This window comes from Paraburkholderia rhynchosiae, from assembly GCF_002879865.1.
Taxonomy (GTDB): Bacteria; Pseudomonadota; Gammaproteobacteria; order Burkholderiales; family Burkholderiaceae; genus Paraburkholderia; species Paraburkholderia rhynchosiae.
In genome coordinates this window covers 19,035-34,129 of sequence record NZ_PNXY01000010.1, presented here as the reverse complement: position 1 = coordinate 34,129, position 15,095 = coordinate 19,035, and the positions used below count along the sequence as shown (strand labels likewise).

Annotated in this window: 12 protein-coding genes; 3 read left to right on the top strand and 9 right to left on the bottom strand. The window is 61.5% G+C overall.

Translation table 11 applies throughout. The annotated features are described in order from the left end of the window. Positions 1–4 precede the first annotated feature (4 nt). The 3 genes from C0Z16_RS15845 to C0Z16_RS15835 all read right to left on the bottom strand — a co-directional run bounded on the left by C0Z16_RS15845 (position 5) and on the right by C0Z16_RS15835 (position 3,421). Entirely contained in the window at positions 5–310 is a 306-nt protein-coding gene (locus C0Z16_RS15845) for a hypothetical protein (RefSeq protein WP_102633070.1), read from the bottom strand. Between the two features lie 133 nt (positions 311–443). Continuing rightward, positions 444–1,220 carry an endonuclease/exonuclease/phosphatase family protein gene (locus tag C0Z16_RS15840; RefSeq protein ID WP_102633069.1) on the bottom strand — a complete coding sequence of 259 codons (777 nt, stop codon included), beginning with the start codon at positions 1,218–1,220 and terminating at the stop codon, positions 444–446. After that, positions 1,217–3,421 carry a VTT domain-containing protein gene (locus C0Z16_RS15835; RefSeq protein WP_102633068.1) on the bottom strand — a complete coding sequence of 735 codons (2,205 nt, stop codon included), beginning with the start codon at positions 3,419–3,421 and terminating at the stop codon, positions 1,217–1,219. The genes C0Z16_RS15840 and C0Z16_RS15835 overlap by 4 nt, the downstream gene beginning before the upstream one ends. A gap of 286 nt (positions 3,422–3,707) precedes the next feature. Here C0Z16_RS15835 and C0Z16_RS15830 point away from each other — a divergent pair, with 286 nt between their 5' ends. Both C0Z16_RS15830 and C0Z16_RS15825 read left to right on the top strand, forming a co-directional pair. After that, positions 3,708–3,941, top strand: coding sequence for a DUF2795 domain-containing protein (locus C0Z16_RS15830; RefSeq protein WP_102633067.1), 234 nt, complete (start codon positions 3,708–3,710; stop codon positions 3,939–3,941). 340 nt (positions 3,942–4,281) lie between these two features. Beyond that, positions 4,282–6,495: a LamG-like jellyroll fold domain-containing protein gene (locus C0Z16_RS15825; RefSeq protein ID WP_102633066.1), complete on the top strand. Its 2,214-nt coding sequence runs from the start codon at positions 4,282–4,284 to the stop codon at positions 6,493–6,495. Positions 6,496–6,550: 55 nt separating this feature from the next. Here C0Z16_RS15825 and C0Z16_RS15820 read toward each other — a convergent pair whose 3' ends face one another. From C0Z16_RS15820 to C0Z16_RS15800, 5 genes are all read right to left on the bottom strand, one after another. After that, the gene (locus C0Z16_RS15820; RefSeq protein WP_102633065.1) at positions 6,551–7,234 is read right to left on the bottom strand and encodes a hypothetical protein; all 684 of its coding nucleotides are present in this window, start codon (positions 7,232–7,234) and stop codon (positions 6,551–6,553) included. Continuing rightward, positions 7,231–8,637, bottom strand: coding sequence for a selenium-binding protein SBP56-related protein (locus tag C0Z16_RS15815; protein WP_102633064.1), 1,407 nt, complete (start codon positions 8,635–8,637; stop codon positions 7,231–7,233). The genes C0Z16_RS15820 and C0Z16_RS15815 overlap by 4 nt, the downstream gene beginning before the upstream one ends. A gap of 194 nt (positions 8,638–8,831) precedes the next feature. Further along, entirely contained in the window at positions 8,832–9,821 is a 990-nt protein-coding gene (locus C0Z16_RS15810) for a sulfonate ABC transporter substrate-binding protein (protein WP_102633231.1), read from the bottom strand. A 287-nt stretch (positions 9,822–10,108) separates the two neighbouring features. Then, on the bottom strand, positions 10,109–10,585 hold the full coding sequence (locus C0Z16_RS15805) for a hypothetical protein (protein ID WP_102633063.1): 477 nt from the start codon (positions 10,583–10,585) through the stop codon (positions 10,109–10,111). A 135-nt stretch (positions 10,586–10,720) separates the two neighbouring features. After that, complete coding sequence (locus tag C0Z16_RS15800; RefSeq protein ID WP_102633062.1) at positions 10,721–11,716, bottom strand: GlxA family transcriptional regulator; 996 nt, start codon at positions 11,714–11,716, stop codon at positions 10,721–10,723. 1,163 nt (positions 11,717–12,879) lie between these two features. Here C0Z16_RS15800 and C0Z16_RS15790 point away from each other — a divergent pair. After that, positions 12,880–13,419 (top strand): DJ-1/PfpI family protein, encoded by a 540-nt coding sequence (locus C0Z16_RS15790; RefSeq protein WP_158244491.1) that lies wholly within the window; start codon positions 12,880–12,882, stop codon positions 13,417–13,419. Between the two features lie 72 nt (positions 13,420–13,491). Here the strand turns inward: C0Z16_RS15790 and C0Z16_RS15785 are convergent, their stop codons facing one another. Next, positions 13,492–14,496, bottom strand: coding sequence for a GlxA family transcriptional regulator (locus tag C0Z16_RS15785; protein ID WP_102633059.1), 1,005 nt, complete (start codon positions 14,494–14,496; stop codon positions 13,492–13,494). Between the last annotated feature and the right edge of the window lie 599 nt (positions 14,497–15,095).

Here is a 15,095-nt window from a genome sequence, read left to right as displayed (position 1 = left end):
TTGCTCATAACGGCTTCGGCGGCGAACCTTCGTCGTCGACGGTGTGGCTGCCTGCACCCGGCGGCGAAGTCGTGTCGCGCAGTTGTGTCCCTTTCGGGTCCTTCGGCACGACCTTGTCGGCATCGGCTTCGTCGATTGCGTTGAGCTGATTGCCACCCGGCGTGCGCGACGCACCCGGCGGTGGTGACGGGACTGGTTCGGCCTGAGCCGGCCCCGGTCCCGACATGCCCTCGCGCGAAGGCGTCGACGGGCTGGGCGGCGAGGCCGGCGTAGCGGGCTCGTTGCTGGAAGAGTCGGGTTGCTCGGTCATGAATCATCTCCTGGCTGAAGTCGTCACAAACGACATGGGCGTGCCATGAATACAGCCAACCCAGCACGCGCCGTTCCACCAGGCCCGGCCCGCAACAACACAAACGTCAACACCAACGCTCAACGCAGCACGCTCAACGCAGCACGCGCGCCACCAACGGCAGATGATCCGACGCCACGCGCGCCGCTTCGCTTCTATCCACCTGAATATCGACGAGCCGTGCCGCCGGATGCACCCACACGCGGTCCAGCGCGAAGGCCGGAAAACGCGACGGAAACGTGCGCGGCGCGGCGACCCGTCCAAAGCGCGTGAGCAGCGCGCGCAACGGCCATCCCCAGACAAACCATTCGTTCAGATCGCCGACCAGGATCACGGGAAGATCGGGCGTATCGAACGCTTCGAGCAGCAGCCGCACCTGTGCGCGGCGTTCGCGCGCCGACAGGCCCAGATGCGTTGCGACGATACGCATTACGCCGTTGCCGGTCTCAATGTCGACATCCAGCGCGCCGCGTGCCTCGCGGCTGCCGAACGACAGATCCAGCGTACGCACCGCGCACACCGGCAGATTGGTCAGCACGGCATTGCCATAGCGCCGGTCGGGGCTGTCTAGCGTCGGCCCCGGCACCGCGTGCATGCCGGTCAGCTCCTGCAATTCGAGCAGCACGTTGATGCTGGCCGCGCCACCCAGCGGCACTTCCTGCAACGCGACGACATCGGCGTTCAGCGCCGCAATCACTTGCGCGATCCGCGCTGCGGACCGTTTGCCGTCGGTGCCCACCGCGCCGTGAATGTTATACGTGACGATGCGCAGCGGCTCGCTCGCATGGCTCGTGTGGGCCGGCCGCGCTTGCACGCGCGGCGCGGACTGTGCTTCCTCGAGCGCCTCGGTTTCGTTCGCGCGCCCGCTCATTGCCGCCTCGTCAGCATGCGCCGCAGGCCAAGGGACATCGAGACGAGCGCCACGCCGATCGCGGCGACCAGCATCAACGAAAGCGGCGTCGGATGCATGACGGCGGCCACCAGTTGACGAGCGAACGACGTTGCCAGCACCACACCAGGCGCCATGCCGATTGCCGTGCCCGCCATGAAGTCCCAGAAGCGGATATGCGACGCGCCCGCCGCGAGATTGACAATCGAGAACGGCGCGACCGGCACCAGCCGCAGCAAGATCACCGCCATCAATCCTTTGCTGCGCAGCCTCTCGCTGAGCTGATTCAGGCGCGCGCCTGCCAGTTCGCGCACGGCGTCGCGACCGAGCCACGCGCCCGCGGCCCAGCCCGCCGCCGCGGCGATCAGCGTTCCGGTCAGCGCGTAGGCGGCGCCGGCCACCGCGCCGAACACGAGACCTGTGACGGCGATCAGCAATGTCACCGGAACCGAGAGTAGCGCCGCCACCACATACATCCCGACGACCGCAATCGGGCCGAAATGCATGTCGGCGAGCCGCTGGGTCTCGGCGGCAAGTTTCGCGAAGCTCAGCTCATGACCGAACGGCGTGAAGCGCCAGACAAGCGTCAGCACGACCACAGCGAGCGCGAGCGCGCCGAGCACGAGCAGTTTCGCAATCACTGGACGATGAGTCGGCTCGGGCAAGAACTGCGCAAGCAGTTCATTGGCGGCAATCGGCGCTTCAGGATCGAGAACATGAACGCGATCGGCGATATCGCGCAGTTCGGGGGGCACCTCGGGCGTCAACGGTTCGAGCGTGCGCACGGAGCCTCGTGTGAGGCTCGCAATCGCCGCGTTGAGGCGGCCATGCCGTGCGAGCGCCTGCTCGACGTCCGCTTCGCTGGAATCGAGGTGTTCGGCGAGCAGGCGGTTGCGAATGCGCGCGATCGCCTTTTGCCTCGCGGGATTGTCGCGCGCGTCCATCACGATGCAGCACTCGGAGTCCAGCACCATCGAGCGATTGTTCAGGTTCGCGCTGCCGATCACGAGCAGACGTTCGTCGACGATCATGATCTTGCTGTGCACGTTCACGAAGCGGCCGTTGGGGGCGTCGACGGCGGGCGCGTACATCGCATAGCGGCCGTTGCTGTCCGCCGCTTTCAGGAGTTTGTGCAGACGGGCGCGCAACACGCCCATCGTCGCTTCCTGGAGCCAGCCGCTCTGCCGGTAAGGGCACACCACGGCGAGGTCCGGGCCGTCTTCTTCCGCAATGCGTTTTTGCAGCGCCGAGCCCACCGAGTTCGCCGTGAAGTACTGGTTCTCGATATAGATGTTGCGGCGCGCGGCAGCCACGGCGGCAAGATGCAGCGCCTTCACCTGCTGGATCGCCGGTCTGCCGTCGTAGGCGGGTTCGGTGAGCGAAATGCCCAGATCGACATCGACGAAATCCGGCTCGATGCCCGACGGCCACAAATCCGTACGCGACGGCGACTTGCCGTTGAACGGCCGGCCCGCCTTGGCGCTTCGGCGCGAACGCCGCCAGCGCTCGCGCGCGAGGTGCGCGAGGGCGGCGGCCGCGGGGCCGTCGAACATGAGCTGCGCGTCGTGCATCGGCTCATAACTCGTCTTGCCCAGGTTCTTGCGCAGGGGATCGTCAGGCCGATGCTCGGGCGTGTCCCAGCGGGAACCGGTGAGGTCGATGCCGCCGGTGAACGCGAGGCTGTCGTCGATCACGACGATTTTCTGGTGATGCGACGCGCCCAGCGGATGACGCCCGTCGAGCCGGAACCAGAGCCGCCGGTGGGCATGCCACGCGGGCTTGTAAGAGGGCAGCCACTCACGCTCGAATGCGTACAGCATCGCGAAGTCCCAGCCGAGCAGGTAGATGCGCAACTGCGGATTCGCGTCGAGCACGGCGCAAAGGAACTCCGACAGTTTCGCGGGAAAGCCGTCGTCCACGCCGCCCGGAACGAGCTCGATGCGGCTGTCTATATCCCACCCGAGGATGAAGATCGAATGGCGCGCGCGCGGAATCATCTCGCGCAATACCGCGTAGTAAGAGGCCGCGTCGATTAGCACGCTAGCGCGATGCGCCTTCAGAATCCATTCGCACGTCGAACGGGTGTCCATCAGCTCGCCGTTGCGGGCGACAGGCGGCGCGTCGGCGGTGTCGCGCGACGGCGCGTCGAGTAGTTCGGGTTGCGTGGAGTCGGGTTCACTCATGGCGGTCCATGCGACAGTCAATGGTAATAAGGATGCAAGGGGCATTCCACGGCTGAGCTCGGGGCTGTGACGACCTCGCTGTGACGACCTTTTATCGCTTTTGAACCAAGCGGCGGTTTGTAGTTGCGCTGTGTAGTGTTTGAAATTTTGGCAGACGTAACAACTGTTTTGTCAGATGGAGAAGGTTCCAGGCGCGAGGCACTCCCGTTGCGGTACACGAGGAATGAGGCACAGCTTATGCGCCCCTGTTGAAGTCCAGCTTTTCCACCCGGCAAAGGAGATGAACATGGCTCAGCATCCTGCTCGCTCGCAGAACCACCGCCATCCCGACGAACCGCGTCCCGAAGAAATCACGCGGGCGCTCGAAGGCGCCGCTTTTCCGACAACGCGGGACAAACTGGTCGAACTCGCCACGCGCAACGGTGCAGACGGTGAGGTGCTGGCGGTGCTCAAGCGGATGAGCGACCGCAATTTCGACAGCGTCGCGGCCGTGGTGCGCGAGGCGTCGAATGTCGAATAGCGCCGTTACGATCCATCACGCATCGATATCTTTCAGTCCTCTTGTCTGAGCGACTAACACCCGGCTCGCGCGTCGCGCCCCGCACCCAGACCACGCGAGCTGTATCAGTTTTTCCCTACCCATAATTCAGCCTTCCCGGACGCCATTCGCGCTATGCCCGAAGGCATTCTCGTCCGTTAACAAGGCAGGCCAGATCACGCTTGCGTCGCAATGCCGGCGCCGAAAGCAAACGTTTGCGACAGAGCATTTGGGGGAAGTACCCGGCGTCGCCGCAATGCGTTGATCGGCCTGCATCTCCTTCCGCTCGCGGTTTATTCACCACATTGCACGCAGGGACGACATGAAGAGCAACAACGAGAAAAACCCAGGCATCTCGAGGCGAACCTTTTTATACAGCCTGGGCGCGCTTGCGCTGTCGGGCTGTGACGGTGGAATCAGCGCTCCGGTCACGCCCGGGAGCCGCGCGACGAGCCGGGTATCGACATCGGGCATTACGCTGGCGCATGTCGCGAACGGGGCAGCGGACGTCGCCACGAGCGGCGCATTCGCTCATCCCGGGCTGCTGCATACGCAAGCCGACTTCGACCGCATGGCGCAGAAAGTCGCCGCTCAGGCGTCGCCGTGGTACGACTGCTGGAATGTGCTGATCGCCAACAGCCACGCAAGGCTGTCCTGGTCGCCGCGTCCTCAGGTCGAGGTGGATCGCGGCGGCAGCGGCGCGCAAAACTATCCGGTGCTGTACGGCGACATCGCAGCAGCCTATGCATCCGCGCTGCGCTGGAAAATAACCGGCGATACGGCCTACGCCGACAAGGCCGTGCAGATCATGAACGCGTGGTCTTCGACATTGCAGATACTCGGCGGCGACAGCAACGTCGATCTCGCGGCCGGCATCTACGGCTACGAGTTCGCGAACGCCGGCGAAATCATGCGCGGATATTCGGGCTGGGCGGCGGCCGACTTCGCGGCGTTCCAGACGATGATGCGCGACATCTTCTATCCGATCAACGTCGACTTCCTGAACCGGCACAACAACACCGACATCACGCATTACTGGGCCAACTGGGACCTGTGCAACATGGCGTCGATCATGGCAATCGGCGTGCTGTGCGACGACCACACGCTGTTCGATCAGGCCGTCAACTACTATATCGACGGCGCTGGCAACGGTGCGATCGCGCAAGCGGTCTATTACATGCACCCCGGTTATCTTGGGCAATGGCAGGAGACGGGCCGCGACCAGGGGCACAACACGCTCGGCATCGCGCTCGGGGGCGCCATCTGCGAGATGGCGTGGAATCAGGGCATCGACCTGTACGGCTACGACAACAACCGCTTTCTCGCTGGCGCGGAATACGTAGCCAAGTCGAATCTCGTGCAAGCGGACGGCACCTATCTCACGGTGCCCTATGTGAGCTATACGAACGTCGACGTCACGCAGCCGGGTTTCTCCACGGCCTCGCAAGGCACGATCCGGCCGTGCTGGGCGCTCGTCTACAACCATTACGTGAATCGCAAGGGACTGGCCGCACCGTGGTCGACGAAATTCGCGCTGGCCATTCAGCCCGAGGGCGGAGGCGGCAACTACGGCACGGCGAGCGGCGGCTTCGACCAGCTCGGCTACGGCACGCTGACCTGTACGCGGGACGCCGTGACGCCCGCCACGGCGCCGAGCGGTCTCACCGCGTTCCCGAGCGCGGGACAGGTCGTGCTGTCATGGTGGGGCGTCGCGGGCGGCACGAGCTATAACGTGAAGCGTGCGTCGAGTTCGGGCGGAAGCTACACGACTGTCGCTAGCGGTATCGCGGATCCGTTGACCTATACGGACAATCCATCGGCGGGTACGTGGTACTACGTCGTCAGCGCGCAGACGGCGACGGGCGAAAGCTCTAACTCGGCGGAGGTCGTTGCGGTCACAGCGCTGCAACTGCACACCTATCTGACCTTCGACGAAGCAAGCGGCACAAGCGCCGCCGATGCGACGGGCAACGGCCATACCGGCACGCTCATCGGCGGCGCGACTCGCGCGGCGGGCCACAGCCGCAACGCGGTATCGCTCGACGGTTCCAGCGGTTACGTGAGCCTGCCGGGTAACGTCGTCGCCGACATATCGGACTTCACGATTGCCGCCTGGGTATTCTGGAACGGCGGCAACGCGTGGGCGCGCATCTTCGATTTCGGCGCGGGCACGGGGCGCTATCTGTTCCTCACGCCGAAAAGTTCGAGCGGCCTGATGCGCTTTGCGATCACGACCAACGGCGGGCACGGCGAGCGCGCCATCAACGGCAATGTCGCGCTGCCGACGGGACAATGGGCGCATGTCGCCGTGACCTTGTCCGGCACGACGGCCACGCTGTATCTGAACGGCAACGTGATCGGCGGCTCGACCGACATGGTGTTCGCACCGTGGCGCGTCGGTCCGGCGGCACAGAACTGGATCGGACGCTCGCAGTATTCAGGCGACCCGTATTTCCATGGATCGATCGACGACTTCCGCATCTATCGCGGTGCGATGTCCACCGATCAGATTACCGCGCTCGTGCAGGGCTCGTAGCCGGTTAGCGTGAGCGGGTTGGGCTTCGCTCGGACTTCGAAGCCCAGCCCCGCCGTCATCCTCTAGTGCCGCTTATAAGGCCGGCATTGAGCACCAACGCAAGTGCGCCAACGAGGATGAAACTGAAGGCCCAGACGGCGTCCAGATTGAACCAGCTTCGCGACACGAATTTTAGCCCCAGATAGCGATACACCAGCCACGCGATGAGTCCGCCGACAAGCACCATCGCGGCGGCATGCACACCGGAGACGAGCAGCGCCATGCCGAGCCTCGCTTCCATCAGCGTCTGCGCGGCCTGGTGCGTTCGATCGACGCCGCCAGCGCGGCACAGACCGAGATAGATCGGCACGAGCATTAGTCCCGCGCCGTGCGCGATAGCAACGGCAAACGACCACAGCGCAAGCCGCGACGGCGGAATCCGCGCAAGCACACGCGGATGGCGCCGCCAGATCAGCAGGAACACGCCGAAGCCGATCACGAGCGCACTCGCGCCGGCCTGGATTTCGCGCTGCCACGCAAGCACGATCGCGAGCATCGCAAACGGCATCACCATCACGAAGATCGCGAGCACATGGCCGGCGGCGAGGTAGAAGAGGGCGGCAAAGAGTGCGCGGGCCCGCCTTTGCATCAGTGCGCTCGACACGGCAAGCGGCCATCCCATCGCCGGGTTGACGCCGTGATACAAACCGCTTGCGACGACCGCGAGCCACAGGCCGGTCTGCGACCAGCCGCCGTTCAAACGCCCACCGACGGATAGCAGAACGAATCCGTCGAGCAGTCGCCGCCTTCAAGCCGGATCTGGTGAGCGCGGTAGCCGTCGGGAAACTTCACCCAGAAGTCGTCGGCGAGCGTGAGGCCGCCAGCGGGATCGGCGTGCGCCATGACCTGCGCAGCGGGTACGCCGTTCGGATAGAACTGGTTGTCCCACGTCGAATAAAGCGAGTTGGTCCAGTAGACACGCTTGCCGTCGCGGCTAATCTCGACCATCTGCGGGCCGCCCGTGAAATCCTCGCCATTCGGATGCGGCCTGCGCCGCACGATTCCGCCAAGATGAACCGAGCCGGCCAACTTCGGCTTGCGCGGCTCCGTCACGTCGTACTGACGCATCTCGCCGGTGCCCCAACAGGCGACGTAGAGAAATTTATCGTCAATGGAGAGATCGATGTCGGTGACGAGCGGCGGCACCGCGCCGAATCCTTGGAGCAACGGCGGCAACGATTCCGCAGCCGCCGGCTCGGGCGGAATGGTCACTGTCTTCTCGATGTGAAACTGTCCGCCTTCGCGCCACCAGGTCCAGATCGAGCCTTCGAGATTCGTCGTATCGACCACGACGCCGATAAAACCGTATTCGCGGCTCGGATCGTGCGCGGGCCGCACTTCGAGCGCCATCTGATGATTCGCGCCGAGGTCGATGGTCTGCACATTGCGTCTGGCGCGCAAGTCCCAGAAGTGGACGGTGTGGCCATACTTGTTCGACAGCAAATCCTCGGCGACGATGCCGTTTTCGAATTGCGGCGGCAATGCCCATTCGCTCGACACCATGTAATCGCGCGGCAGGTTCCACCAGAAGTCGTAGTGCTTCTCCTGCAAACCGCGATCGATTTCCCAGCGGCCGAGCACGTCGAAGGTCTCGCAGTCCATGATGAAGATGCCGGGTGGCCCGTCGGTGCCGTCCGGCCCTCCGCCGCCGAGCGTGCTCACGTAAATGCCGTCCGGCCCGCAATGAACCGTATGCGGACGCGAATAGCCGGTCTTGCGGAAGATTTCCTCGGGCTCGATGATCTTATGAATCCGCGCCTGGGTCGGATGCGGCTTGGTGTCGACGATGTAAATGCGCGACGAACGCATGCCGGGAATGATCAGATAGCGCCGTTCGAGAAACGCATGGCCGGTCAATGGCGATAGCGCCGATGAACACGCATTCCAGCCGAAATGGTGGAACTCGTCACCTTTGTTCGGCACAGGCACGGTGTGAACCACCTGACTGTAGGTCGAGGAGCCGGGTTTGACGTCGATAACGGCGAGCGCGTCGGGCTGCGAAAAATCGGGGCTGAGCAGGAGCGTGTACGCGTAGTCTTCGGCGGGCGCATCCATCGCGAGTTTCGGCGATGCGTGGAAGGTGGGATCGGGGCGCATACCCATGACGGCTTCTCCTCTCTCTGATTGGGGGCGCAAGGTTGCCGCTCGAATGCGCTCCGGCTTTAGATGTAGTTCACCGCGAGCCCGAGAGCAACCGGAACTTTCGCCGAGCTTTCCAGTGCTAACGTCGACGCAGCCCGGAAAGCGGTGCCTGTAAGCACTCCGTCGGCGAAGATCCGATACGCGCGCGACGAGCGCTATGCCACACCCGGCGGTCCGGCCTTCAGCACGTCGACGTGTTTCGGAATCAATCCAAGCTCGAGGAATGCATCCGCGATCTGCTGCTGTTCGCCCAGAATTGCGCGCGTGATCGGCACTGTGCCGAACTGCTGCCGCGTCACCACGAGGTCGACGACCGGCTTCGGCAAACCCCATAGCTGCGCCAGTTCGCTCGCCAGTTGGTCCTTATTCCGGCCGCCCCATTGATCGACCTTTTCGATTTCCTCGATCACGATCCGGATCACGTCGGGATTCTTCGCCGCATAACTCTGCGACGAAAAGTAGTAGCCGCGATTGCCCACCACGCCGCTCGCGTCCGCGATCACGCGCGCGCCCAACGACTTCTGCGCCGCGGCAAAGAACGGGTCCCAGATGACCCATGCGTCGATCGACGCGCGCTCGAACGCGGCCCGTGCATCGGCAGGAGCGAGGAACGCCACGTTGACGTCACGGTATTCGAGGCCGTGCTGACGCAGCAGCTTGACCAGAAAGTAGTGGACGTTGCTGCCCCGGTTGAGCGCGATCTTCTTGCCCTTCAGGTCCGCCACCGAGCGGATCGGCGAGCCGGGCGGCACCAGCACGGCTTCCGATTGCGGCCGCGGCACGGTCGCCGCCACATAGGCGAGTGGCGCACCGGCCGCCTGCGCGAAGATTGGCGGCGCTTCGCCGACGTCGCCGAAATCGATCGAGCCGACATTCAGCGCTTCGAGCTGCACGGGGCCGGCGGCGAACTCAGTCCAGCTCACAGATACGTTCAGCGGCGCGAGCCGCTTTTCGAGCGTGCCGCGGCCCTTCAGCAAATTCAGATAACCCTTCTGATTGCCGATGCGCAACGCGCGCGGCGCGCCTGGCGCCGGCGCTTGCGCAAAGGCAACCGGCACGGCCGCAGCGCATGCGGCCGCTGCGGCGGCGCCAAGAGAGAGCTTGAGAAACGTGCGACGGTTGTTCGGTGTTTTTATCGTGGACATGGCAGGCGAGAACATCAGGGAGGCATATGGCGAGCCATCCTACCTGCCGACGCGAGCTTGACGAACCGATCTTTCGCCGTAAGCAAATCACAACGCGTGGAATAGGCGCGCGCGATATAGGGCGCCGGGACGAGTTGACTCACGATGATGATGGCGATGCTCGTGCAAAGCGATTGCATCACGGAAGTTGGGTTTTATCGAATATCTGCGGCAGGAGTGCGCAGCGGACGGCAGGCATGTTGCTGTGATGATGTCCGGCAGGCGTTATAGCACCGTCCGCGAACGCGTCACCTTGCGTGTATCACGCGTGGAAACACCAACGTCCGGGCGATTTCGTGAACTGTCTGTTCTTCGGAGCGTCTTCCCGCGATCGCCCATAACCCATAGCGCGGCGTGGGCAAGCGGCGCGCATCGCCCGAAAAGACTGCAACGTGCAGCACGGCTGCGCCTTGCGCCAGACGAATGGCCCGGTTCGCGCCAACACAGTTCCAGCAAAACGAAGCGAGCGTTTGCGCGGACGACCTCACAAGATGGATCACGGCGCCGACTCCGTCAGCATCGCAATCATGCATGATTTCCCACGAGATGCGCCCGCCCAACGTCGGCAGATTCTCGCCCCAGCCTCGTACTTCATATTCGTCGAAACCCCATAAACGAAGACCGATCCGAAGCGGCAGCGCGTCCGTGCGCATTGCATCACGGCGATAAAGAGCACCTGTGCTGACGACGTGCGAGAGAGAGCTGGACGCAGTTTCGTGAATCATGGCGCGAGTCGGTTAGTCGGCGCGCCCCGCGACAAATCGCAAAAGCGGCGCAGCCGTGAGAGGTAACAAGATGCGAAAGGACGCGTGCGGCGGTTTCGATATGCGAGCTGACTGCCTCGACAGGCGATGCGGCGCTCAGGACGGATCCGTCAGCGGCGCGCCCTTGCTCATTCGATAGTCGGACGGTGTGGTCGCGAGATACTTCCTGAATAGTTTGGCTAGCTGGCCGCCGCTGCCAATCCCGCAGCGCCGGGCGATCTTGTCGACCGGTAACCGCGATTCGACCAGCATCTTGCAGCTCATATTCAAACGCGCCCGCAGCAGGTAGTCGGACGGCGTCATGCCGATCTCGCTCTTGAAGCGCCGCAGAAAGTTGCGTTCGCTCATTGCTGCAACCTGCGCGGCGGCGTCGATTGAAACAGGGCGGTCGACATTGGCTTCGAGCCAGCGTACCGATGCCATGATCTTTTCGCTGACCTGAGGCGATGCGCCACGCATAGTGGACGTACCGAACGGCGTTCTGTGCTCCGGCGCGATAGATTCCGCGATCTGCCTCGTGAGGTCGGTCCCGAGATGCTCCTCGACAAGACGTAGCGCGGTGCTTACGGCCGTTGGTGCTTCGGCCAGCGGCCGTGCTGAATAGAGGTCGTGTGCGTCGCTCTCTCCGTAGAGAAGCGCACAGTAGCGGCTCGGAAGTCCCGTTGCGTCCAGAAGCTGCCGTCCTTCCGCAATCGGATGAACGATCTCGCTGAACGGATGCCGCCGGCGAAGCCAGTTGCTCAGACGCTCATCACGGCATGCCTGCTGAACGCCCGCGCCGCCCGCGATAAAGAGTAAATGCCGGTCATTCGTACCTCTATGCGTTTCGACGCTTTCCGTCCAGACAAATACAGACGAAGAACTCGCAATCCGGCCGCCTCCGGCAGAAAGCAACGAGACGTCATAATATATTCCGCCCGGGCGCTGTGCTGCAGTGACAGCATTTGCCTTCTGAAAGACCTCGATGATCGCTGCGATTTTAGGCAGCGCGAAACCATTGAACAATGCGATGTCGACATGAGTTACCTCGCTCGTTTGCGTCGACTCGATGTTGTGCCGCAAGTACCTCGGTAGAGTCTGTACCAGCTCCATCTGTCTTTCCCCGGAATGTATTGGCCTGCAAAGCCTTCTAGCTCTGTCTTTTCTTGTTGTTAGCGAATGCTATACGATTGATTCCGCCGCCATTATTACATGGCCGAATCGGCCAACAAATTGGCTGTTCGCGACATCAACCCAATTATAAATTGCACGGAGGCGGTGCAATTTATCCAATCGACATGCTTGCATGACTAATCAAAAATATTCTGGATAGTTTTTCCTTTTTTCATGTCGAAAACGGGATTCAATCTGTATAGCACTGTTTTTGCACATTTACATGGAAACCGGTATAAAAATAAAAAGGTTGACGACCGGCTTTAATGTATTAACCCGCAATGTCTGCGTGCTTCAAGGTGGACGGCAAAGTTCAACGAAGGCTTTCTACAGTCGCTTGCAGAGTCAGGCATCGCTATGCTGCGGCAGCACGGAGCGACCTGAGCGCCTTTGCTGGCGGGCCGTAGGCCGGTTCCGCCAAGGTGACGAGGAGTTCGTGGCACTCTTGGCAAACGATTGCGTGCGGGGCTAAATAAGTCGAAAGCACGGTCGTTAACGGGTACATGCACAAACAACACATTCAGACAATCGTTGCAGCCGCTTGCGAGACCGCCGACGCCATTGTAGGCGCACGTGCGTGGAATTCGGCCGAAGATGCGTGCGCGATGCACGAAATAATTTTCTGGGATATGATCGCGAGACATTTGCCCGATGTGAGTATTGCGGAACTGTTGGCGGTCGTGGTTTAGTACTTGCAACGATCTGTCGGGCATAGATTAGCCGCGGTTTTTCGGAAAAGCGGCTGGCCGGCTCGTGGAATGTTCTGGAAGCTGTACAAAAACCTGCCGCGCGAGTATGCGGCAGCAATGAGTTGAGGCGTTTGAGCTACCAGCAGCGTCAAAACGGCGAAATTCATCAAGACTTTGCCTGAACGGCACATAAAACATTTATCAATAGATGCCGTTGGTCAGCATCTTTTGTAGGAGTACGATAACTGTTTTCTCTATAACCACTTCCATATTTCCCGCCGCACGTCAGCGCCATTGCGATAAATCCCGCCAATAACGTAGTCAATTCGGACGTGAAAAAAAGCCCGGCTTAAGCCAGCCGATATGATGCGCCGCAGAGACGTCCGATTTCTCTTTATGCACGGAGTGAGCGCTATGGAAAATGCCGCGGATCTGGCAAGAAGCACAATCCATGACATGATGCGCGGATCCGTTCCGGCAGCTCGTCGCCCCAGGACCGTCGTCCTTGTCTTAACGGAGGGCTTCTCGCTGATCGAAATGGGGTGCCTCGTCGAGGTCTTCGATGTTGCGAACCGCAAGGAAAATACAGATCTTGACGGGAACTGCTACCGTCTCCTGCTTGTTTCGCAAAAGGGCGGCGCGGTGCGTTCGTCGCTCGGCGTTCTGGTGTGGACCGATGCGGTCGAAAGCCGTCACGTCGACGATGTCCACGCTGTCTTTGTGGTTGGCGGCCCGTGCAAGGCCTATAAATACGACGAGCGCATACTGGCATGGCTGCGCCGCGTTTATGGGCATGCCGAAATCGTGCAAAGTGTTGGCAGCGGACAATTTGCGCTTGAATCCGCAGGGTTGACTCACAAGAGCGCTCAAGGATCGAGCGAGGAAGTGTCTAGCGACGATACGCTCGACTCGGTGCTGGCGCTCGTGAATCGTTTTCGCTGTTATCGCGATTGAAGCGACCATCGTCATGCCGGACGTGTTCGAGCATGCCATATGAATGCCTGAGCGCCTCAGTGGATCGGTGCATCAGGAAGACTTTCTTGAAGCCTGTTTGCTCATTCGGTATTCAGTCGGCGTTGTGGAAAGATGCTTGCGGAAAAGTTTGGCGAGGCGGCCACCACTCCCGATTCCACAGCGGCGCGCGATCTGGTCGACCGGCAGGCTCGTGCTAGCGAGCAACTTGCAACTCATTTCGAGTCGCACATGAAGAAGATAATCAGAAGGCGTGATGCCCATTTCACTCTTGAAGCGCCGCAGGAAATTGCGTTCGCTCATTGCGGCGACCTGAGCGACGGCTTCGATGGAAACGGGACGCCTGCCGTTGGCTTCCAGCCATCTCGCGGATGCCTGGATCTTCTCGCTGACATGCGGCGCCGCGCTCGCACGAATACTCACACTCGACTCAATGTTGTCTCGCGGCGCAACCCAATCGGCGACTTGCTGAGCGATATTGGACCCGAGGTCGTCTTCAACGATTCGTAGGGCGATTTGCAGCGGACTCAACGAATGATCGACGGCATCGATGGGCCGAGCGGTAGCGTGGGCTCGTGGGCTGTCTTGTCCGTGTGTCTGTGCCGCTCGCGCACCCGCGAAGCCGGCGGCATCCAGTAGCAATCTGCCCTCGGCGATTGCGTGCACGATGTCGCTTCGAGGGAAGGTGCGTTTCAGCCACACGATCAGACGGTCGTCGCGGAACGCTGTCGTTGCGCCTATGCCGCCGGCAATGAAGAGCGCGTGAAAGTTATCGACACGCCGCTGCGCCCCGACGCTTTCGGTCCAGATAAACACCGAGGATGAACTGGCGATCCGCCCACCGGACGCGGATAACAGAGAGACTTCATAGCGCATGCGCCCCAGGTGGCGCGAATCGCCCAAGGCATTCGCCGACTGGAACACTTCGAGAATGGACGCTATGTCTGGAAGCGCAAACCCGTTGAATAGAGCGACGCCGATGTGCCTGGCGCTGCCTTCCTGTGTCAAACCTGGTGTTTGAAGTGCGTTCTCATGCTGTTCATTGCCACGAGGCCCCATCGTTGTACGTCCCCGGAGATGTTTGATTTGCCTGGTTGTTTCAGAGTGTCTTCAATTACTCGAACGCATGCTACATAAGCTTCTGGGGCTCAATTGAGGGGTGGCGGATTCTGCCAATATGTTGGCATGTCGCGGTAAGTCGTGGGGGTGAGAGAAGGCTGGTAGGGTACGCGTTTCGGATTGGAGTAGCAAAAAGCTCCTTTCGGGACTCCTGCTAACAGAGAGAAGAGTCGTTGGAGAAGACGGGCTTTCGTGCCGATCCCGCCTTTAATATTAGTTCGTAATCCATACGATAATAACGAGCGCTACGCTGGAATGATGCCGACATTCGAATAGCGTGCGGTCGTCCGTCCTGACCGCCAACCTATTCTGCTATTCAGTCATCCAGCGACGACGACGCATGCGTACCTGAGAAATGCCAGGTGATCTGTCGACGCCGATACCCAAACGACGTACCTTTTACTTAACCCGAAAGGCGGAGTTAAAGTCAGGTAAATGAGACGGCCAATGCCACTGCGGGTTGGAAGCAAGCGCCTCGCGGTGCGTCCGTCCTTCTGTCACGAAGCTGCCCCTTGAGGTGTACTACTGCCAGCAGTTGC

Bases quoted from the DNA above. Each gene is read 5' to 3' on its own strand.
- C0Z16_RS15845 (WP_102633070.1), bottom strand. From the start codon at position 310: ATGACCGAGCAACCCGACTCTTCCAGCAACGAGCCCGCTACGCCGGCC.
- C0Z16_RS15840 (WP_102633069.1), bottom strand. From the start codon at position 1,220: ATGAGCGGGCGCGCGAACGAAACCGAGGCGCTCGAGGAAGCACAGTCC.
- C0Z16_RS15835 (WP_102633068.1), bottom strand. From the start codon at position 3,421: ATGAGTGAACCCGACTCCACGCAACCCGAACTACTCGACGCGCCGTCG.
- C0Z16_RS15830 (WP_102633067.1), top strand. From the start codon at position 3,708: ATGGCTCAGCATCCTGCTCGCTCGCAGAACCACCGCCATCCCGACGAA.
- C0Z16_RS15825 (WP_102633066.1), top strand. From the start codon at position 4,282: ATGAAGAGCAACAACGAGAAAAACCCAGGCATCTCGAGGCGAACCTTT.
- C0Z16_RS15815 (WP_102633064.1), bottom strand. From the start codon at position 8,637: ATGGGTATGCGCCCCGATCCCACCTTCCACGCATCGCCGAAACTCGCG.
- C0Z16_RS15810 (WP_102633231.1), bottom strand. From the start codon at position 9,821: ATGTCCACGATAAAAACACCGAACAACCGTCGCACGTTTCTCAAGCTC.
- C0Z16_RS15805 (WP_102633063.1), bottom strand. From the start codon at position 10,585: ATGATTCACGAAACTGCGTCCAGCTCTCTCTCGCACGTCGTCAGCACA.
- C0Z16_RS15800 (WP_102633062.1), bottom strand. From the start codon at position 11,716: ATGGAGCTGGTACAGACTCTACCGAGGTACTTGCGGCACAACATCGAG.
- C0Z16_RS15790 (WP_158244491.1), top strand. From the start codon at position 12,880: ATGGAAAATGCCGCGGATCTGGCAAGAAGCACAATCCATGACATGATG.
- C0Z16_RS15785 (WP_102633059.1), bottom strand. From the start codon at position 14,496: ATGGGGCCTCGTGGCAATGAACAGCATGAGAACGCACTTCAAACACCA.